The organism is Lyngbya aestuarii BL J, from assembly GCF_000478195.2.
In the GTDB taxonomy this organism is placed as follows: Bacteria; Cyanobacteriota; Cyanobacteriia; order Cyanobacteriales; family Microcoleaceae; genus Capilliphycus; species Capilliphycus aestuarii.
Genome location: NZ_AUZM01000006.1, coordinates 22,283 through 44,308, shown reverse-complemented (window position 1 = coordinate 44,308; position 22,026 = coordinate 22,283). Strand labels below are relative to the sequence as shown.

Annotated in this window: 15 protein-coding genes; 10 read left to right on the top strand and 5 right to left on the bottom strand. The window is 41.8% G+C overall.

What is annotated here, in order from left to right:
* Window positions 1-291 precede the first annotated feature (291 nt).
* The 3 genes from M595_RS30995 (at window position 292) to M595_RS04210 (ending at window position 8,090) form a co-directional block, all read left to right on the top strand.
* Window positions 292-6,552 carry a choice-of-anchor I family protein gene (locus tag M595_RS30995; protein WP_023064856.1) on the top strand — a complete coding sequence of 2,087 codons (6,261 nt, stop codon included), beginning with the start codon at window positions 292-294 and terminating at the stop codon, window positions 6,550-6,552.
* Between the two features lie 108 nt (window positions 6,553-6,660).
* Window positions 6,661-7,227, top strand: a complete 567-nt coding sequence (locus tag M595_RS04215; RefSeq protein WP_023064838.1) for a nicotinate-nucleotide adenylyltransferase — start codon at window positions 6,661-6,663, stop codon at window positions 7,225-7,227.
* Between the two features lie 128 nt (window positions 7,228-7,355).
* A complete protein-coding gene (locus M595_RS04210; RefSeq protein ID WP_023064777.1) occupies window positions 7,356-8,090 on the top strand; it encodes an NUDIX hydrolase in 735 nt (244 codons plus the stop codon).
* A 62-nt stretch (window positions 8,091-8,152) separates the two neighbouring features.
* Here M595_RS04210 and M595_RS30990 read toward each other — a convergent pair whose 3' ends face one another.
* Both M595_RS30990 and M595_RS04205 read right to left on the bottom strand, forming a co-directional pair.
* Entirely contained in the window at window positions 8,153-8,296 is a 144-nt protein-coding gene (locus tag M595_RS30990; RefSeq protein ID WP_009787199.1) for a hypothetical protein, read from the bottom strand.
* Between the two features lie 520 nt (window positions 8,297-8,816).
* The gene (locus tag M595_RS04205; RefSeq protein WP_023064855.1) at window positions 8,817-9,545 is read right to left on the bottom strand and encodes a sterol desaturase family protein; all 729 of its coding nucleotides are present in this window, start codon (window positions 9,543-9,545) and stop codon (window positions 8,817-8,819) included.
* A gap of 529 nt (window positions 9,546-10,074) precedes the next feature.
* Between M595_RS04205 and M595_RS04200 the strand changes: the two genes are divergently transcribed.
* Window positions 10,075-12,054 (top strand): family 10 glycosylhydrolase, encoded by a 1,980-nt coding sequence (locus tag M595_RS04200; protein WP_023064859.1) that lies wholly within the window; start codon window positions 10,075-10,077, stop codon window positions 12,052-12,054.
* A 125-nt stretch (window positions 12,055-12,179) separates the two neighbouring features.
* Here the strand turns inward: M595_RS04200 and M595_RS04195 are convergent, their stop codons facing one another.
* The 3 genes from M595_RS04195 to bchM all read right to left on the bottom strand — a co-directional run bounded on the left by M595_RS04195 (window position 12,180) and on the right by bchM (window position 15,114).
* Window positions 12,180-13,514, bottom strand: coding sequence for a CHAT domain-containing protein (locus M595_RS04195; RefSeq protein ID WP_238987022.1), 1,335 nt, complete (start codon window positions 13,512-13,514; stop codon window positions 12,180-12,182).
* 380 nt (window positions 13,515-13,894) lie between these two features.
* Complete coding sequence (locus tag M595_RS04190; protein ID WP_023064820.1) at window positions 13,895-14,317, bottom strand: hypothetical protein; 423 nt, start codon at window positions 14,315-14,317, stop codon at window positions 13,895-13,897.
* Window positions 14,318-14,424: 107 nt separating this feature from the next.
* Window positions 14,425-15,114, bottom strand: a complete 690-nt coding sequence (gene bchM, locus M595_RS04185) for a magnesium protoporphyrin IX methyltransferase (protein WP_023064840.1) — start codon at window positions 15,112-15,114, stop codon at window positions 14,425-14,427.
* A 242-nt stretch (window positions 15,115-15,356) separates the two neighbouring features.
* Between bchM and M595_RS04180 the strand changes: the two genes are divergently transcribed.
* From M595_RS04180 to M595_RS04155, 6 genes are all read left to right on the top strand, one after another.
* Window positions 15,357-15,536, top strand: a complete 180-nt coding sequence (locus M595_RS04180; RefSeq protein WP_023064817.1) for a hypothetical protein — start codon at window positions 15,357-15,359, stop codon at window positions 15,534-15,536.
* A 436-nt stretch (window positions 15,537-15,972) separates the two neighbouring features.
* Complete coding sequence (locus tag M595_RS04175; protein WP_023064871.1) at window positions 15,973-17,025, top strand: GUN4 domain-containing protein; 1,053 nt, start codon at window positions 15,973-15,975, stop codon at window positions 17,023-17,025.
* Window positions 17,026-17,102: 77 nt separating this feature from the next.
* Entirely contained in the window at window positions 17,103-17,705 is a 603-nt protein-coding gene (locus tag M595_RS04170; protein WP_023064771.1) for a cyclin-dependent kinase inhibitor 3 family protein, read from the top strand.
* A gap of 658 nt (window positions 17,706-18,363) precedes the next feature.
* Window positions 18,364-19,707, top strand: a complete 1,344-nt coding sequence (gene ctpB / locus M595_RS04165; RefSeq protein ID WP_023064801.1) for a carboxyl-terminal processing protease CtpB — start codon at window positions 18,364-18,366, stop codon at window positions 19,705-19,707.
* A 133-nt stretch (window positions 19,708-19,840) separates the two neighbouring features.
* Window positions 19,841-21,241 carry an S-layer homology domain-containing protein gene (locus M595_RS04160; protein ID WP_023064870.1) on the top strand — a complete coding sequence of 467 codons (1,401 nt, stop codon included), beginning with the start codon at window positions 19,841-19,843 and terminating at the stop codon, window positions 21,239-21,241.
* Window positions 21,242-21,358: 117 nt separating this feature from the next.
* Window positions 21,359-21,991 (top strand): hypothetical protein, encoded by a 633-nt coding sequence (locus tag M595_RS04155; RefSeq protein WP_023064782.1) that lies wholly within the window; start codon window positions 21,359-21,361, stop codon window positions 21,989-21,991.
* Window positions 21,992-22,026: the final 35 nt, after the last annotated feature.

Below are 22,026 nucleotides of genomic sequence, written 5' to 3'. Positions count from 1 at the left end.
CTCGATGAGATCGGGCGATCGCCTTCTCAAAGCTTCTCCCCAACCCAATAATACTGATATCATCAGGCTGCAAACTTTCCATTGTCAAATACCTCAGCAAATACCCATTGCTAGAGTAACGCTAATTCTGACTAGATTGTTGTATTCTGAATCCTGCAATTTTTGGTAAAATTATCAATTTTTTAGAAGGTCGGTCAGCAATTAATCAAACAATGGAATAATTCTTTTATTGCCGTCCTAAAGTTTAAATTTAAGTTCAATCAACTTGGTTAGTGAGGGGAATTAATTACCATGAGATTTGCTACATTTAACGCTTCTCTTTTTCGGGGTGAAGAAGGTGAACTCATTGCCGACCTGACCACACCCGATAATCCGCCAGACCCAGACGACAACGACAATGATCCGCAAGAGATCGCCGAGATAATTCAGCGAGTTAATCCCGATGTCTTGCTGATTAATGAGTTTGATTATAATGCCGATCAACCCAACGCGGCTATTGATTTATTCCGGGATAACTATCTAGAAGTTAGCCAAAATGGTCAGACACCCGTTGAATATCCTTTTGTTTACGTCGCCCCTTCTAATACGGGCGTTGCATCGGGATTTGACCTCGATAATAACGGCGAAACTGTTACCACTCCGGGCGTAAACAACGGTTATGCTAATGATGCTTTGGGATTTGGTAATTTTCCCGGTCAATTTGGGATGGTATTATTATCAAAATATCCCATTGATACAGAAAATATTCGGACCTTTCAAAACTTTCTCTGGAAAGATATGCCGAATGCGTTATTACCCGACGATCCAACAACACCCGAACCCAACGACTGGTATTCCGAAGAAGAATTAGCCGTATTACCGCTATCATCAAAAAGTCATTGGGATATCCCATTAGAAGTTGATGGTGAGATTATTCACGTCCTCGCCTCTCACCCCACACCCCCAACCTTTGACGGAGAAGAAGACCGAAACGGGCGTCGAAATCACGATGAAATTCGGTTTTGGGCAGACTATGTAACTCCAAATTCCGGAGATTATATCGTCGATGATACAGGTACAACAGGCGGACTTGCAGAAGGTTCAGCCTTTGTCATTATGGGCGACCAAAATGCCGATCCGTTTGATGGGGATAGCTTTGATAATGCGATTTCACAACTGATAGAAAATCCCAACATTCTCGCCTCTGCAACCGATGTAAATATTACCCCAGATAGCAACGGAGGAACTATCGCCGCAACCACCCAAGCCGGCGCCAACCTCGATCATGCCGGAAACCCCGCCTTTGATACCGCAGACTTCAACGATGCAGCCCCCGGAAACCTGCGAGTAGACTATGTACTCCCCTCCGATGAACTCGAAATAGAGGAGGCGGAAGTTTTTTGGCCGGCGCCGGGTACACCTGAGGCGGAATTGGTGGACGCCTCCGATCACCGTTTGGTTTTCGCTGACCTTGCCTTTGAGGAAGAAACCGATCCGGGGACTCCCTTTACCCTCGAAATTCTCCACGCCGCAGACCAGGAAGCGGGAATTCCGGCGATCACCGATGCAGTCAACTTTTCGGCCGTCCTCAACGCCCTAGAAGCCGATCCCGAATTTGAAAATACCCTGAAACTCACATCCGGTGATATTTTTATCGCAGGGCCATTTTTTAATACCAGTCGGGAGATATACGGCGAACCCGGAATAGCCGATATTTTAATTAACAACGCCCTCGGTTTTCAAGCCTCAGCGATTGGCAACCACGAATTTGACCTCGGCCCCGGCGCCTTAAATACCCTGATCCGACCCGACGCAGAAATTACCGGGCCTGGAATACCAGAAGGCGGTTATCCGGGAACAGCTTTTCCCTATCTTTCCACCAACCTCGATTTTACGGGCGAACCCGATTTAGCCGAATTGGTCGTAGACCCCGCAGAAGCCCCCCAACCGAACACAATTACCGATAGTGTCATTTTTGAAGTCAACGGCGAATCCATTGGGGTTGTCGGTGCCACTACGCCTCGCTTACCTGCTATTGCCAATATCGGCGATATTACCGTTACGCCGCCTGATCCTGATGATATTAACGCCCTCGCCGCAACCATTCAACCTGCTGTCGATGAACTGGTCAATCAGGGGATTGATAAAATCATTTTAGCGGCTCATATGCAGCAAATTTCCGTTGAAGAACAACTCGCGGAATTGCTCACCGATGTTGATATTATCATGGCGGGAGGTTCTAATACAATACTCGCCAACGAAGACGATATTTTGCGAGAAGGTGACACCGCAGCCGGCCCCTATCCGATTGAAAAAACTTCTGCCAGCGATGAACCCGTTTATGTGATTAATACTGATGGAAATTATCAGTATGTCGGGCGGTTAATTGCTGATTTTGACGCCAATGGAATTATTACCGGAATTGGGGAAAAAAGCGGCGCCTATGCAACTGATGAGGCTGGAGTGGATCGGGTCTATGAAGAAGACGTTAACCCCGCAGATGTTGCCGATCCGACGATTGTTGAAGTTACCTCTGCAATCAATGAAATTGTTCAAGTCAAAGAGGGCAATGTTTTTGGTTTAACAGACGTTTTCCTGAACGGAACTCGGGGAGATGTTCGCACTCAAGAAACAAATTTGGGGAATTTAAGTGCAGATGCAAACTTAGAGATTGCCCAAGAATACGACGAAGATGTTATCGTTTCGATTAAAAATGGGGGCGGAATTCGCGATAATATTGGGGTGGCATTTGTTCCTCCAGGTGGAGTGAGTGATGAGTTAGAAAAACTTCCTCCCCAAGCGGTTCCCGGTTTAAAAGAAGAAGGGGAAATTTCTCAACTCGACATCGAAAATGCCCTGCGGTTTAATAATGATTTATCGCTATTAACTGTAACCGCAACAGAACTCAAACAAATTCTAGAACATGGTGTTGCTGGTGTCGCCCCCGGTTCGACACCCGGACAGTTTCCCCAAGTTGGTGGTTTAAGGTTTACTTACGACCCAACCCAACAAGCGATAGAATTTGAACGGGATGACAACCAAAATGCAACGGGTGTCGCTACCGAAGGGGAACGAATTGTTAGTTTAGAAATTGTTGATGAAGACGGGACGGCTGTTGATACCGTCGTTGAAAATGGGGAAATCATTGGGAATGAAAACCGCGAAATTCGTTTGGTAACGTTAGGGTTTTTAGCGGGGGGTGGTGATAGTTATCCCTTCCCGTTGTTTGGGGAAAATCGGGTTAATTTAGTCGAACAACCAGCCCCCGAAACTAACTTAGAAACCTTTGCAGATGATGGAACCGAACAAGATGCGTTAGCTGAATATTTGGCGGAAACCTTCCCGGTTGATGAAGATGCAAATACTCCCGCATTCACCCAAGAAGACACCCCCCCAGAACAAGATCAACGCATTCAACAAATCGAAACAGAGACTCCTCCCCCTCAACCGCCTCAACCTCAACCCCGAGAAAAGATATTAGAGGTTCAAGGACGGTTTGAAACAGGAATTTTTGATGATTCTGCCAGTCAAATCAACGTTTTTGATACCACGACTCAACGGGCATTTGTCACCAATAATGCTGATGTGAGTCTCGATATTCTCGACTTTTCAAACCCGGCTGAACCGACATTATTTCAACGAGTTGACCTCTCATCCTTTGGCGGTGTTGTTAATAGTGTGACAATCTTTGAGGGTTTACTTGCCGTTGCCGTGGAAGCGAATGTCGGTCAAGAAAACGGTCAAATTATCTTCCTCGATAGGTCGGGAAATATTCAAGGCGAATCTATTATAGCCGGGGCGTTACCGGATATGGTCACGTTTACCCCCGATGGGAGTAAAATTCTAGTTGCAAACGAAGGCGAACCCAATGCTGATTATACTGTTGATCCAGAAGGTTCAATTAGCATTATTGACGTTGAAACTCGGGAAGTTACAACCGCAACCTTTACCGATTTTAACGACCAAATAGACGAGTTAAAACAAGCCGGAGTCCGAATTTTTGGGCCGAATGCTACCGTCGCCCAAGACGTCGAACCTGAGTTTATTTCTGTTTCCCCAGACTCAACGACTGCTTATGTGGGTTTGCAAGAAAATAATGCGATCGCAGTTGTTGATATTGCCACCAGTACGGTAACAGATATTTTCCCGCTTGGCTTCAAAGATCATAGCCAAATTCCTCTAGATGCGAGTGATCGAGACGAGGCTATTAATATCACCACCTATCAAAACCTGTTTGGGATGTATCAGCCCGACGGAATTGCAACTTATGAAGCAAATGGTGTCACCTATATTGTCACAGCGAATGAAGGCGATAGTCGTGACTATGACACTTTTGGTGAAGAAGCCGATATCGCAGATCTGATCCTTGATCCTACCGCTTTCCCGAATGCAGCCGAGTTACAACTTGATGAAAATTTAGGACGTTTGGAAGTCACCACTACACTTGGAGATACAGACAGCGATGGTGACTTTGACGAACTTTATGCTTTTGGGGGTCGATCTTTTTCCATCTGGGAACCCACAGAAGACGGTTTAAACTTAGTGTTTGATAGTGGTGATCAATTTGAACAGATTATTGCCCAACAGTTCCCCGACTTCTTCAATACTACCAACGATGAAAACGAATTTGATAACCGCAGTAACGATAAAGGACCAGAAACCGAAGGCGTTGCAATTGGTGAAATAGACGAAAAAACTTACGCTTTCATCAGTTTAGAACGGATGGGCGGGATTATGTCTTATGATATTACCAACCCTAGCCAACCTCAGTTTATCGAATACATTAACCCCCGTGACTTTAGCGGTGATCCAGAAGCAGGAACAGCCGGAGATCTTGCCCCAGAAGGGATTACTTTTGTACCGGGAGAAAACCCACAATTAATTGTTAGTAACGAAGTTAGCGGAACCACAACAGCTTATTCAATTACCGCCCAAAATAGCGCCCCGGTTTTCTCAGAAGATCTTCCCGATGACTTGAGTTTGGGTGAGTTGCAAAACCTCTCCAACCCTGATAACCTAGAAGGGATTTCGATCGCTGATTTTGTTGGGGAAATTAGCAATGATAGTGATGATGATGATATCGGAATTGCGATCGCGGGGGTTGATAACACAAACGGAAGTTGGGAATATTCTAGCAATAATGGCGAAAGTTGGATCGAGATTACTGGCGTTTCCCCAGAAAATGCAATACTTTTGAGTGCAACCTTCCAAATTCGTTTTATTGCAAGCGGTGAGTTTACAGGCACCCTTGAACGCGCAATTACATTCTTTGCTTGGGATGGAACTTTTGGAGAAAGCGGAAGTTTTGCTAATGTTACTCAAACCGGTCAAACCACTGCTTTTAGTGAAACCTTCCAAACCGCCAGCTTAACTGTTATTGAACAACAAAATATTCCGCCTGTTGTGGTTGAGGATATCCCCAGTCAAACCGGAGAGGTCAATATTGGTTTTAACCTCAATGTTGCTAATAATTTCAACGATGATGATGAAGATCCGTTGACCTTTAGTAGTCAGAATTTACCTGCGGGGTTAACCCTCGATGAAAATACTGGGTTGATTATCGGAACGCCTGTTAATGAAGGAACGTTTAATGTTACCGTCGTTGCTAGTGATGGGGAAGCCGAAGCCGAAACCAGTTTTGAGTTCAACGTATCACCGTTTATCATTCCTGAAATTCCCCCCTTACCCGAGGATGAAGAAGAACCCCCTGTCGATGATGGTGAAGATGATGACGACGACGATGATGATGAAGAAGAACCCCCTGTCGATGATGGTGAAGATGATGATGACGGTGATGATGACGACGACGATGACGGCGAAACCCCAGAACCTCCTGTTCCTGCCGTTGACGTCGAAATTCCGGTTCGTCCACCCAATACCACAACTAATATTATCGAAGGAGATCAAGATGATAATGAACTATTGGGAACCGATGAAGGCGAGGAGATTTTCGGCTTCCAGGGTAGTGATCTTCTCGCCGCTTTAAATGGGGATGATAATATCTATGGGGGCGGAGAAGATGATCTGATTTTGGCGGGTCAAGGAAATGATAACTGCTACGGCGATGCCGGAAATGACTCGATCTTTGGCGGTATTGGCGGTACACTTCCCGGCGATCAAGAGAGTGATTTGGACTACATCGAAGGTGGAAATGGAAATGATATTATCTTCGGAAACACAGACGCAGATACGATTCTGGGCGGTAACGGAGATGATATTGTTTTCGCAGGAAAAGGCGATGACCTCGTTAATGGGGGTGAAGGGAATGACTTCATTACTGGGGATGAGGGTAGTGATACACTGTTAGGCGGTAACGGACGCGATCGCTTCTTATTCGTTGAAGGGTCAGGAACAGATTTGATTGCAGACTATGAAGATGGCCAGGATTTGTTTGTCTTGGGTGAAGGGTTAACCTTTGACCAACTGACCATTACTCAAATTTCGGGTCTAACTCAAATTCAAGTTAGCAGTACCGATGAAGTTCTCGCAACTTTACCGGGTGTTGCGGTGGGGGATATTGGTCAAGAAGACTTTACCTTATTTGAACCCATTGAAACGCCGTTAGAGTCCTAAACTTTAAAATCCGGTTTCTCAAACAACAGAGTCGTTTATAGGTCGGGGCAGTTGATGAATTGCCCCTGCTTTTTTAAGATATAATGCCATAGTTTATCCTGTTCCCGAATGCAAATTGCTCTATTTGGCACCAGCGCCGATCCCCCAACCGCAGGCCATCAAAAAATTTTGAGTTGGTTATCTCAACATTTTGATCAAGTGGTCGTCTGGGCATCCGATAACCCGTTTAAGTCTCACCAGACCGCAATAGAACATCGGACAACCATGCTGAAAATTTTAATTGAGGATATTTCTCCTGACGATAATATCGCCCTTCACCAAGAACTCAGCAGTCGTCGTACCCTCGAAACGGTACAAGGGGTTCAACAATACTGGCCAGATGCCGAGTTACATTTAGTTGTCGGTTCTGACTTAATCGCCCAGATGCCGAGTTGGTATAAGATAGAAGCATTATTGAGTCAAGTTAATCTATTAGTTATTCCTCGCCCTGGTTATCAAGTTGAGGATGAGAAGATCAAAACGCTACAACAAATTGGGGGAAATGTGGCGATCGCTTCGATCACTGGCTTACCTGTTTCTTCGTCAAACTATCGCGAAAACGGAGATCCAGAAACCTTAACGCCTGCAATTCAAGTGTATATTGAACAAAATAGTTTGTATCAGTCTTCTCAATAGGGTTCGAGAAAACCCAGTTCATCGAGTTCTAGGCTAGAGTTAAAATTAACATCAGCAACTTAGACTCATGTAAGATTTTCATCGGACTGAACCGTTGAATTGTAAATCAGTAACTCAAGCAGAACTAGATGGCAGGACGCAGCCAAAAAAAAACCACTTCTCATCCCCTCGAAGACTTCAAAGTTGGAGTCGATAATATTATTTTTTCAGTTGATACGACCCAAAATCGTCTGTTGGTCTTATTGGTGATGCGACAAGAAGATCCGTTTCGCGATCGCTGGAGTCTTCCAGGAACCCTTGTCCGCCAGGGAGAATCTTTAGAAGATGCTGCTTATCGGATTTTATCGGAGAAAATTCGCGTTAATAATTTATACTTAGAACAACTGTATACTTTTGGGGGGCCGCATCGAGATCCCCGTGAAAGTCCTGAAAGTTATGATATTCGTTATTTATCGGTGAGTTATTTTGCCTTAGTTCGGTTTGAAGAAGCCGAATTAATTGCCGATGGAGTGACCGGAATTGCTTGGTATCCTCTCGAACAAGTTCCCTCACTGGCTTTTGATCACAATCACATCTTGAAATACGGTTATCAACGGCTACGCAACAAACTTGAATATAGTCCCGTTGCTTTTGATGTACTTCCTGAATTATTTACTTTGGGAGATTTGTACCAACTTTATACGACCGTTTTGGGAGAAGGCTTTTCTGATTATTCCAATTTTCGCGCCCGTTTACTGAAATTGGGGTTTCTCTACGATACGGGGAAAAAAACATCACGAGGGGCGGGGCGACCCGCAAGTTTATATCGGTTTGATGCTGAAGCATTTGCACCATTTAAACACAAGCCATTAGTCTTTGTCTAGGGTCTGAATTTTTGGGAACTTTGGGTTAACAAAGAAGAACCCCGAAATTGATCTAACAAGAATCATTTGGGTTTTTCTTCAACTGTCGTTACTCTTTTTTTATCAACAACTTGCCACTCTTCCTTGGGTTTCTCTTTCTTTGGTTGGTTTTCTTCTCCCCAAATTAAATAAAGAGCAATTCCCATAAAAATCACAATAACTTCCATTGTCTAACTTTCTCCTATTTTAATCAAGGACACGAACGTGTAAGAAGCATAGAATGACTTTCTCAACTCGATATACACTGTCTTTCCGTAGAAAATTGTTAAGCTAGTCGTTTTCTGCTAAATATTGGGTATTCTACAGATTGCTCTGTGTGAACTTCCGGACAAAAAATTACAACGTTTTGTAACATCCCTAAATCATCCCTTTTAATTCTCCCTAAACTACACTGCTATTAACATGATATCTCAATTTTTTAGAATCCCTAACTGTCCGAAAGAATAGTTAAATTGGCCATTGTAGTTTGTTCAAACCCACCTAACCTTCGTCATAACTTAGGGAAGGATGATGACTAAAATGGGGGATTAAATACCGGATGGAAGTTCAACCCGATCTCAGACTTTATAGGTTGATTTTTACAGCAATTTATCAACCTAAAATGAATCCGTAATTCTGTCTAATTTGATCAAACGCAAAATATACGCCCTCACTTTGAATATATGGCGTTATTTTCAAGGGGACGGTTTAATGTTTGTTGTTAAAATCGTTTGTCCCCAAAAGCCTATCCCAGAAGGTAAAATATAATCCATAATGCACCCGATAATTGCGATGATGAATAGAATGATAGGTCGCACTAATTAGCCATTTTCCTAGCCAGTGATTGGGGAAAGCCGGAAATAACTCAAATCCCAGATGATTGACGACTGCCCAAATTGTCATCGTGGTTAGTAATAAAGCCAAAATGACAAAATGAAGGGGGATAATGAAAACAACTGCGATTAGAAATAATCCTTGAATTAAGGTTTCAGGAAAATCGAGGGCGAAAGAAGTCCAAGGAGTCGGATAACTCGACCTGTGATGACCGCTATGCAGCCATCGAAACAAGCGGGGATGATGAAATACTCGATGGAAAAAATAGAAGCAAGTATCCTGCAAGAAAATTACAACCCCGAAACTTAGAACTAAATAAAAGACTCCATAATCACCAATTGAATAATACAGGCGGGTTATACCTAAATGGTATATTGACAGGAGAAAAGCAGCGCAAACCGCAAAAACAACAGTTGATATGATGGAAAGTTGAATATCCTTTTTAATTAAATCCCTATTAGGAGACTTAAAATCCAAATGCTGTTTTCCAAAAAAGCCACCAAAAAAAGAATAAAAGAACCAGTATGTACCTCCAGCGATGAGAAAATAGCGAATCAAAGTAATTCCGAACAAAGCGAAAAAATAAAAGAACCAAAGCTTCATAATTTTGAGCAATTATTGAATATTAATAATACCGTTAAAATTAGCGATAAAATAAACCGACTTTAGCGGTTAGTGCGATTAAACTCTTTTTTAAGCATCACAGTTGTTACGAGAAAGTTCATCTATCTAAAGGTGCAGTACCGTCGCTATTCCCACTCAGCAGATGAAAGGTTTAGACCCCTTCGGCTAGCATATATAGCATTTTTATTTGAAATGAGAATAGTCGTGCATTCGCCGAGTGTGGCGTCAGGGGCAGCGTCTGGCTTGCTGGATGGCTGTTTGAGGTTAACAGTTCAGCACAACTCATTGAACTGCTATAGCAAGATTTGAGATGAGTTACGCAACGCTTACCCATTCTACATTTCAACTAACGCAAAATTTGGATATTGTGCGGATACGCCTCACCACCCTTAGAAAAACAAGGATGACGATCTCTGTACCAAAAATCCCTTGTTAGTAAACCCAATCTCAGATACGCTTAAGAATTGTTGTCTGACTATTGGTGTTAACCCTTCACCTGCACAATGCTATGAAATGGATACGTCAACGAGTGAACAACCGACCCGCCAGTACCCGTCAACCCGCAAACCGCAAGCTAACCCGCTTTCAACACAAAGCCGCGATTAGCATCTTTTTTGTGTTCATGGGATTGATGCTGACTCAGGTTCAAGCTTATTCTTTACCACCCGATTCAATTTATCCCAATATTCCGACGCCAAAGGTTGAAAAACCCGAAGGTGAACTACTTCATAAATTGCGGTCAAATTTGTTAGAAAAACGGGAATTTTTTCGCAACCGTCTTCAGCAAGTTTTTTCCGATTCAACAGAAGTTAAAGAAAGATTAAACAAATTAACAGAGGAAGTCGAATCCCTCACCCAAACCGCTAATTTATCTGAAAATAGTCTTCAGCAAGTTATTCCCGATTTACCTCAAGTCAAACAAAAATTGGGAGAATTAACTCAGGAAGTCGAATCTCTTATCCAAAACACCAATAGTCCCAATCATAGTTTTCAGAAAGTTTTCCCTGATTTACCCGAAATTCAAGAACAATTAGGCAAATTAACAGAGAAAGTAGAATCTCTCTCTCTAGCAACAAATATTCCTCAAAATCAACAAGCAACTCGCCTCGATAATGTTAACCATCAACGGGAATTTCGAGGAGTATGGGTCGCCTCAGTTGTGAATATTGATTGGCCGAGTAAACCCAATTTACCCGTTGCCCAACAAAAATTTGAACTGTTAGGAATTCTCAGCCGGATGGAGGAGTTGAATCTAAATGCCTTAGTGCTACAAATTCGACCCAATGGTGATGCCCTGTATGAGTCTCAAATTGAACCCTGGAGTGGTTGGTTAACGGGGGCGCAAGGAGTACCACCCAGCCCCTATTATGACCCGCTTCAATACGCAATTGAAGAATGTCATAAACGTAATATTGAACTTCATGCTTGGTTCAATCCCTATCGCGCTAGACTTGCCCGCCAAGACTCTCCTTTTTCCCCTAATCACATGGCGGTTGTTTATCCTCAATATGCCTATCGTTATGGTGATTTAATTTGGATGGACCCCGGCGTTAAAGAAATACAAGACCGCACCTATAATGTGATTATGGATGTGGTTCAACGCTACGATATTGATGGGGTTCATTTGGATGATTATTTTTATCCTTATCCCAAATCTGGAATTGATTTTCCTGACTCTAATACCTACGCTGCTTATCGGGCTTCTGGCGGAACTTTATCGCTTTCAAATTGGCGTCGTCAGAATGTTGACCAGATGATTAAACGCATTGCTGAGGGGATAAAAGCGACGAAACCTTATGTTAAATTTGGAATTAGTCCGTTTGGAATTTATCGCCCCGGAAAAGCGTCTGGAATTGTCGGAATGGATCAATATGAAGCTTTGTATGCCGATGTTAAACTGTGGATGGAACAGGGATGGGTAGATTATTTAGCACCTCAATTATATTGGCGAATTGATCCCCCACAACAAAGTTATCCAGTGTTGTTGAATTGGTGGTTAAGACATAATCCTCAGCAACGTCATATTTATGCGGGAAATTATTTGAGTCAACTCGATAACGGTTGGCCGATTTCTGAGTTTGAACGTCAAGTAGAAATTTCTCGCCAAAATGCCCAGTATTTATCCCTTGGAAATATCTTTTTTAGCATGAAGATTTTTCGGGATAATCGTCAAGGGGTGAATGAGATTTTCAAGTCTGGGTTGTATTCAAAACCTGCGTTAGTTCCGGCGATGACGTGGCTAGATAATGAACCCCCTCAACCGCCAACAGATGTCACAGTGAGTTATGATACGGTGAGTTGGAGTCCGTCTTTATCGGAAGATATTCGCTCTTGGACGGTGTATCAACAGCAGGGAAATACTTGGGAATTAGTCGATATTCTCAATGCAGAAACGACAACGGTAAGACTTCCCCAAGGAACTTATGCGATTAAAGCAGTTGATAGAATGGCGAATGAAAGTATTGAACAAGTGGTAGCAGTTCAGTAACAGTTTTGTCAGTGGTGAGCGTAGTGAAGGATGACAATTAAATTGGAGTAGAACTGTCATTTTGAGCGCAGCGAAAAATCTCAAGAATAGATGCTTCACTGCGTTCAGCACGACATTTTAAGTCTCTACCAAGGACTACTAATAAGAGTAAATCCTGACCAATAAAAAGGATGAGAGAAGTCAGTTTCTCCTAATACAGATAAATCCTTTGATAAAGGTATTTCTCCTCCCGAAAATCTTAACTTATTTTTAGCTAAACGCACATTACCTTGAATCATTTGAATTTGAGTTTTTTGAATTGTTTCTGCTTTAGAAGGTGCGGTTTTTAACTGTTGATAAAATTCACTCATCAAGGCTAAAGTTCCAATATCACTCACATACCATAAACTTGCTAATGCAGACTGAACCCCCGCTTGTAAGGCTAATCCCGCAAAACCTAATTCAACATCTTCATCTCCCACTGCGGTTTGACAAGCACTCAAAACTAATAATTCCGCCGAGGGATTATTCCAGCTAATCTCTTTCATTTCATCTAAATGCAGTTGAGTATCCCAAAATTGAATATAAGAATTTTCGGGTTTTCCAGGTAGAAATTCTGCATGAGTTGCTAAGTGAATAATACTGAAAGTTTTAGAAGCTAATTGAGTTTTTAAGTTATCTAAGGTAAAATCTTGATTGAGAAATAATTGCCCCGGCCAACCTCTAGATAAACTTTGAGTTGAGATATTTTCCATCAAGTTTGCATCAACAATGCTTGAGAGTTCAATAGGAACAGCAGGTAGAGGATTATTATTCGGAAATTCTGAGGCTCCCATCGCCAGAATTATTGCTTTTTGAATCGGAGTATAATTAGAATCAATCAGGTTAAATGCTGGGATAATAGAAAGGCTGTATTTTTCAACTAAAAATTGTTGACCATCGTGCAATGCGGCTATCGGTAGGGTACGCAACCCTTTTCCCAAACAAAATAATATCGTGTCTATTCCTTCTTTTTTCAGGTTAGCTTCAAAGGGTTTGATCATCCAATTATAAAGTTGTTGCGCCTGACTTAAGTAGGAGTCAGTATAAAGGTTACGGGGATTAGTTATTTCATTATGAAAAGCTTTAACAGCCTCAATTAGAGTTTCACGTTTGAGAGATTTGATATCTTGAACGAGAGGTTGTTTTCCAGGAGAAATAAATACTAAATGTAAATATTCAGATTCAGGAATTGCCCAAAATACAGCTGGTTTGATGTTACTTTCCTGACTAATTTCCAATAGCGTTTGAGCAATATCATCTCCCGCTTGTGCGACTTCAGCTAAGTTTCGATCAAAATAAACCTCAAATTCTTTTTCTAGCCTCTGCTCCATTTTCATCACTTTCTCTGATAAATTGGGGTTAGAAGCAATTTCAGACTGTTCTGGGGGGCTAAGAGTGATGTCTTGAGAGAGGGTTTTTCCTGTATTCAAATTGATCACAAAAACCAGGGAAAGGATAAACCCAAGAATGGTTATACCCGCTTTGTGTCTGTTCTTGGAAGTAAATAATTTTGGAAACATCTCGCACCTCGTCGTCTAACGTCTTCTATTTTTAAACATAACAAATATTATTAAAACTGAGTGTATAAAATCTTGAATAATTTATTATTTTAGGCAAAATACGGTTTGTAAATTCCTCTTATACCAGAGTTAAATTCCGTTGGGTGGGTTAGCACGACTCATCAGAATCTAACAAAATATTAGAGGAAGGGAACAAAAGGAAATTTTACAATAAATAAATAAATAAATAAATAAATAAATAAATAAATAAATAAATAAATAAATAAATAAATAAATAAATAAATAAATAAATAAATAAATTAGAAAAAATTTGAAGGGAAATGATAAACTATTTCTTGATCTGGTCTTCTCTCAAGAGTTGCATTCAGTTCTAAAGCTTTATTCTCGATAAATTCTTGGGCTTCCTGTTGAGATAATTGGGTATATTTCACTAAATCACTCACTTTCACTTGACCGTGATTTAGACTCAGTAAATAAAAGAAGATAGAATTAATTCGCCGGGAATGATGTTCTATCTTCTGACGAAATTGATCATATCCATTCCACAACAGCCAACTGCCAATGCTTAAAGCAGGTAAACCTAAAGTCAACCCACCAATTGTAGTGCTGAGTTTGCTATCAGAAGAAGCATCTGGATTGACGAGTTCGGTTGCGATCGCCAACCCAAAAAACAGCCCCACAGAAACGAACAAACTTGCAGTGATCAGTTTAATCAACTGCATTATCTTCCCCTAGAATGATATTAGCAATCAGCCTGTAATTTAACATCGCTTCACGCTCTAGCTGAGATCGTTATTTCCGATAGCAGTTGACTGTAAAAGAATGGAGTTCAAGAGCGAACCGCCTCTAACAAACGAGAGAAATAGAAGCGAGTGCTAGTCATCTCATTCCGAGTAATCCCAAAGCCACGAGCTTCTAAAATTTTCACGACATCCGCTTCTCGATGTAGATAAGCACGAGTCGTTTTACTTGGCCCAGGGAAAAACTCACCAATTCTTTTGAGAATCGTGTAAGCTAGGGTTTTGGGTGCAAAACTCAAAATTAAGCGAGACTCCGCTAGAGAGGCCAAATGAGTAATCATATCCGCCATTTGATCATCAGGATAGTGAATCAAAACATCCAGACAAACCACGGTATGATATTGACCCTCTAAGGTTTCTAAATCCTGAGTGGTAAACGTGACATTGCTCGCTTGCTCCCCTAGTGTAGCTTTGGCTCGAACACTCGCCTCTGACACCATTTTTTCAGAGATATCGCTGGCATTGATCACAGCCCCCTCGGACGCCAGAGGAATACTCAAACTCCCCACACCACACCCCGCATCGCAAATGGATAAACCCGAGAGATTGCCATCTGCTTTCAGCCAGTTTAGCACGCGATCAACGGTTTGTTGATGTCCATTGCGGATATCGAGTTGAACCTTGTTTACCTCACCATCACCATAGATTCGTCTCCAGCGGTCAAAGCCTGTGGAGTTAAAGTATTCTCGAACAACGGTTTTATCGTCTGCAACGCTCATAAATTGGATTTGTTTTTAAGTGGAGTCCAACTGTTCAACCTACCATTATCCGGTACAATGAAACCAAATCTGAGATGATTAATTTGAGGTTGCCGGAAACAGGTCAGACAATTTAAAACTAATGATTAATGTTGAATTACTATTCATCACTATCGCTATATTGCTGAAATGCGAGTATTTTAGCAAGCAAGGCAGCCCATAAGCTAGGTATTCCCGCTTTACTTCTATTTTTATGACTCGGAATGATAGCCGGTTCAAAAGGGCCGGGTGAAATAGAATTTGATCATCCCCAAGTTGCGACAATCATTGGAGATTTTGCACTCACCTTGATTTTATTTGCAGGTGGACTCGATACCAATAGGCTAGGCTTAAGGGATTGCATTTACAAGTCTCGGTCGAGTCCTGAAAAACTCAAAAAATAAGTAATATTCTCTAATATTTTTTGATTTAAAATCAAACTTAAAAATTCTATAAAGTTTCGACGAACCGGGTGAGATTCACAACCTAATACTGAAAATGAACTTAGAGACTAGAGGAGGATAAAATGCAGTTAAGTGAGTTCGTCGCCTAGTAATTATATGTTAAAAAAGTCTGATTGCAATCTCAGCTTTGTATAATATAATTATTCAAACTTTAATCCGTGATTTCTGACAAAGACCCAGGTTCAGACCCAATTCTCCCACAGTCCCACCTCAACAAAGTTATAATTTAGAGGATGATGTCGATGCTCAAGGCCAAGCTAAATATTTTATGGGGAGGAATCAACCTCTACTGTATTTGTGTCAATCTGAGTTAGCTATTCTCATTTTCTCATTTTGCTCTCAGTCTTGATGCCATTGCATCTACCTTAGCTTCAGTATGAAACATACGAACATCAGTGAAAAAACAGAAACAATTATTAGACAGATCTTTAAACCCCTTCCCATTTTTGTTTCGGGTATGCTAATGGGATCAATTGTAACGGTTTACGGAACATTAACTCATGTTGATCTGTTCAATTATTTAGGCTCTAATAACAAAGATATCATTGATTTTTATAGTGAACTTTTAGGATTTTCTAATGAATATATTCAACAACAAAAAGAGTTTCGAGGCTATGTTGAAGAAATTAATATTATCGTCAACCCCAACGATCTGAAACTGGACGCTTTACCCAATTCCTTTTGTGAAAATGCCATCGTAGAAGGAGATCAAATACAAATTTCTGTCCCCTCAGACAATCCAGAGCAAAATCGCTTTGAAATCTTTCAAGAAAAAATCGATAAAATTCTGAAGGATGGAGTCGGAACCCTAGATATTATCAATATCAATAATGAACCTACCGCGATAGAGATTAACCTTTTAACAGAAAAAAATACCTGTATTCGGAAACCTTTAGAGATTCAAGAGTTAGAAAGACTACTCCAAGAAAGAAAATGGAAAGAAGCCGATCTCAAAACCTATGATGTCATGCTCAAAGTCACAAATCGTAAGTCTGAAGGATACCTCAATAGTGAATCAATCCAGAACTTTCCCTGTTCCTACTTAGAAACAATTGATCAACTCTGGACTCGATATTCAGGTGAACAGTTTGGTTTGAGTGTTCAAAAAGAAATTTACAAACAAACAGGCAACAAGTTAACAGAAGATCATCTCCGAAAATACGATCCAGATGCCTATATTCATTTTAATGATTTAGTTCGATGGATCGAAACAGGAGATGATGGAAAAGAAAGTTGGAGACTCTATGAACAACTGATTTTTTCTCTGGATGCACCTCAAGGTCATCTTCCTCGGTTAAAAAAACTAGAAGCGGGAATGGAAAAAGAACCCAGTTATCAACTCATTTCCCCCAACTCCTTACCCCTCACCTCTCAAGAGATCCAAGCCCGAAACTTCCTGTTTTCAAGGGTAGAAGCCTGTGAACTCTGATTCTTAACTAGCTCATAATCTCAAACCTCGTTACAATCAGGAGGAAACTGTCTACTGTCAACTTCGCTCAGCCGAACATGAATGCGGAACGAACGTCTCAAAATGATCCCATTACCGTGGATTTCCTACCGCCCGATAAAATCTCCTCTCTCAGTCAAATCGGCTTGACTTTTGCACCCGGAAAAAAGCATCAAGGAATGCACTTTATGTGGGATCGTAGTTTGGAGCAAGATCTTGATCGTCTGCGAAATGAATATCAGACTGATGTTTTAATCTCTTTAATCGAATCACACGAGTTTGAAGCTGTACAAATTCCCGATCTAATTGTACAAGCACAAGCCAGAGAAATGCAAACAATTTGGTTTCCCATCCCAGATATGAGTGTACCAAATTCGATGGATGAATTGATCCTTTTAGTTCAAAAAATTTTGCTGAATACTCAACAAAATAAAACAGTTGTTATTCATTGCATGGGCGGTTTAGGACGAACGGGAATGGTTGCCGCTTGCTGTTTAGTGGCTAGGGGTTATTCTCCTGAAGAAGCAATTGAAACCGTTCGTGAAACTCGCCAATATAGTATTGAAACTCAACAGCAAGAAGATTATATCTCCGAGTTTGCCTCTGCTTGGGAAACTTCCAAGTCCATGATGTCTCGAAATTTATCTCGAAATTTTTGCTAGACCTCAACCCAGCAACCGTGAAGTCTTTAAACGGTAACAAATGCAGCGGAATTTTGGTCAAGGTTAAGTATCATACAGAAAAAAATCTAGCGATCGCTAGCTCGGGTTCAGCTGGGATCAAAAGTCAACCCAGTAAATTTCTAAAGATCCGGAAAGATTTAAGGAAACTTTTAGACGGACTTCAGATCCCATTTAAACTCAGTTTGTAAAAATGTTAACATTAGAGCATTTCCAATTTACTAAAAGTCTAGCTACACTAAAATGAGAGGAGTACGACATCAATAACAAGTAGAATCCTGTTCGGATTATTTTGTTCACGACCCAGTATAAAGATTGTCTACATTCGCGAAAACCCAGAAAACGAAATCAAAGGTGGGCCAGTCCGGGAAATCTTAGAGTAAGGGAACTTATTGAATTTGGACTCAATCGTGAGTAATCATAAAGATTGAGGAACAATTCCTTGATCCCCAATGCGACCTCTCCCTTGATTGTTTGCTCACCAAAGTGGACGGAAAACGGGTTCACGGATACTGTTTACTCTAACTGTTAGATTCTCGCCCCAGGCGGAAATCAGCCGTAAATTACGTTTTTTACGGGGAAAAATTCCCCATCTTGCATTGTCATCCCCATGTAGGGAATTAAGCCAGAGGAAGACTAGATGAACGACTACGCAAAAAGCTTTTCTTCATTTTGTGATCGCCTGCTCAGTGAGGCAATTCGTAGTAAAGCTAAACGTCTAATGGCAATTGCAGCCATTTCGGCAATCGCGGTTCCCGGACTCAGTAATGCCGTTAATGCCAGCCTCAAAGATAGTCCGAAAGCCGTTGTTGATGAGGTTTGGCAGATTGTCTATCAAAAGTATGTAGATCCGAGCTTTAACCGCCAAAATTGGAAAGCCATTCGACAAGATCTACTCGACAAAGAATACTCTTCACGGGAAGAAGCTTATGGTGCCTTACGTCAAGCTTTAGAGAAACTTAATGATCCCTACACCCGCTTCATGGACCCTAAACAGTATGAGCGGTTAACCAACCAAACCGCAGGAGAACTGTCCGGTGTAGGAATGCAGCTTTCATTAGATGAAAAAACCAAAACTATAGTTGTTGTCTCTCCGATTAAAAATTCTCCCGCACAAGATGCCGGAATTCAAGCCGGAGATAAAATTATCGCTATTGATGGAACCTCCACAAAGGGCATGAGCGTCGATAAAGCCGCCGAAAAAATTCGGGGTAGCGTTGGAACTCAGGTAGAACTGAGAATTGAACGCCAGGGACGAGAAGATTTTGATGTGACTCTCACCCGCGCTCGCATTGAACTAGAAACCGTTTACCATCGTCTCAATACCGAAGGCGATCGCAAAGTCGGATACATTCAATTGCGGGAGTTCAATTCCCACGCCGCTGAACAAATGAAAGAGGCGATGGAGGAGTTAGCCGAGCAAAAAGCAGAGGCTTTTGTACTCGATTTACGCGGAAATCCCGGAGGGTTGCTCCGCAGTAGTATAGAAATCGCCCGGATGTGGATGGATGATGGCGTTATTGTTAGTACGGTCTATCGCGACGGCGACACCCAAGAAATTCGAGCCAACCGCACCGCCCTTAGCACTTTACCTACTGTTGTCTTAGTTGATGGAAACTCCGCCAGTGCCAGTGAAATTCTCGCCGGAGCCATGCAAGATAATCATCGTGCGGTGATTATGGGCGATCAAACCTTTGGAAAAGCATTAGTTCAATCCGTCTTTGCTTTATCTGATGGTTCAGGTTTAGCCGTTACCGTTGCTCATTACTATACGCCCAGTGGCACCGATATTAGTAAAAAAGGAGTCACACCTGACGTTAAATTAAAATTGACTGAAGCCCAGAAAAAACAACTTGCCGGCGATCCTCAATCAATTGGTACTCGCAAAGATCCTTACTATGCCGGAGCGATCAATTTTTTAGAAACTGAGGCGGCTTCACAACCTCTACGATCTCTATCGGTTAGCGAACGTCAGAACCGTTAACAACAAGACTGATTGTGGGCAAATTGTTCAGTTAAAATTTGCCCCGAGTCTTTTGTCTATCGAACGAACAATTGTCACACTGGAAAATAGCAGGTAATCTTGAGGATGATGTTGTCTGGATTAAAGTGTTATCATGTCACACTCAATACCTCCAAATTCATCATCGCCTCAAGATTCTTCTCGTAATGACGAATGGATTGCCGTTTTAGTCGCACTTGTCGCGATGAGCGGTATTTTCTTTTGGATCTTGGGTAGAGATGCTAAACCCAATAAGCAAAAATTTGCTTCGCCCACTGTTGTTCCTGCTCCTCAAACAACCATTTCGGATAATCTCAATTTATCTAGAGTTTTAGAAGAATCCTTCGCTCAGTATCGGAATCAAACCCCAGTTTCTTCTGAGCCTGTCTCTGTCTCCCCAACTGCCTCTGTGTTTAATCGGTTTTCGACGGCCGATGTTACGGGAACTGATTCTAACTCAACGGCGATCAATCCGGGGTGGAGTTTTACTCCCTTCTTCTTTGCACCTGAAGACACACCAGAGTCAGGGGAAAATATCGGTTCACCAGTCACAATCGCACCGATTCCCACTCGAGAGTCAACGGCTACTCAACCGGAGACAGAAGCTAGTCCGAAGCCCCAACAACAAGCGGCTCAACCGGAGACAGAAACAACGATAGTACCCATCATTCCGCCTCAAGAGCCAACGGCTACTGAACCGGAGACAGAAGCTAGTCCGAAGCCCCAACAACAAGCCGCTCAACCGGAGACAGAAGCTAGCCCTCAACCCCAACAACAAGCGGCTCAACCGGAGACACAAACAACGATAGTACCCATCATTCCGCCTCAAGAGCCAACGGCTACTGAACCGGAGACAGAAGCTAGCCCTCAACCCCAACAACAAGCGGCTCAACCGGAGACAGAAACTCCAGCGACAGCACCATTCGTGCTTTCGGATGTACCGGAAGACTTATGGGCCAGAGAGTTTATTGAGTATACCACTCAAGAGGATATTATTATCCCCTACGCCAATGGTACATTTAAGCCCGATCAACCGATCACTCGGGCTGAATTTGCCGCTCAAGTCGAAAATGCCTTTATTCCCGAAGAAAATAAATCCGGCGGACCCAGTTATAAAGATGTAGATCAAAGCTACTGGGCGGAACAGGCAATTGTTGATGTCACCAAAACCGGTTTTATGACCGGTTATCCCGGCGAGGTGTTTAATCCTAATTTAACCGTACCTCGGGTTCAAGTATTGGTGGCGTTAGTTAGTGGATTAAATCTCAAAATCCCGAAAAATCCTGAAGAAATCTTAAAAGTTTATCAGGATGCCGATCAAATTCCCCAGTGGGCTGTTGAGCAAATCGCCGCCGCCACAGAAGCCGGATTAGTGGTTAATTATCCAGAAACAAAGACTCTCAATCCCAATCAACCCGCAACTCGCGCGGAAGTTTCAGCAATGATTTATCAAGCTTTAGTCGCATCTGATCAAGCTGAATCCATTTCATCCGATTATATTGTCAAACCGGATTAGAGTGGAATTTTACACTTTTTTAAAAGGTACAATTTTAAAGCTTAAAACTCCCCTAGTCTGAACGTTAACAAGCAGAATTTTAGGGGAGTTTTTTTATAGAACCGGAGTAAAATTTCTATGTACTATCAGTATAAATATTGTTCCCTAACAGTATTTTTAACTTTACTTTTAAGTTCAAATTTTATGATTCAGCCTCTGCGATCGCAAGAGACAGACACCCCGATTGTGAGTAAATCTCCTAAACCTTGCTTCTGGGAAACAGATGAATTACCTTCCCCTCCCCTTTCTCAAACTGAACCCAGTATTCCGAGTTTATGGTTAGCCCAAGAACTCTATGGATATTCAACTCTAGAACCTCAAAAAGTTGAGGAGGTTCAAAGCCAAACAGACATTCAACTCTATGTCGAACAACCCCCAGAAACCCGTCAACGATATCAGTTGCTAGAAACTTGGTATATTGAACCCAAAATTACCCAACTTCAGCCCGATTTGTATGTGAATAATTTAGTTACTCTTGTAGTCAATCGAATCAATTGGAATCGCGAAAAATACATGGGGCAATATGTGTTTATCAGTCGATTTTCTTCAGTGACTAGAAGCTATGGTTATAATTTACGGGTTTGTAATAGTCAGGGTGATTTACTCGGTTACTCTATTTGTGATTTTGAGAAAACGCCCTTAAATTGTCAGGTAAAAATTCTCTCAGAAGGGTTAAGAGTTAGAGATTTTAGGAACTTTAATCCTGAGTAGAGATCATTGATCAATAATCTACGGTGACTGTAAAC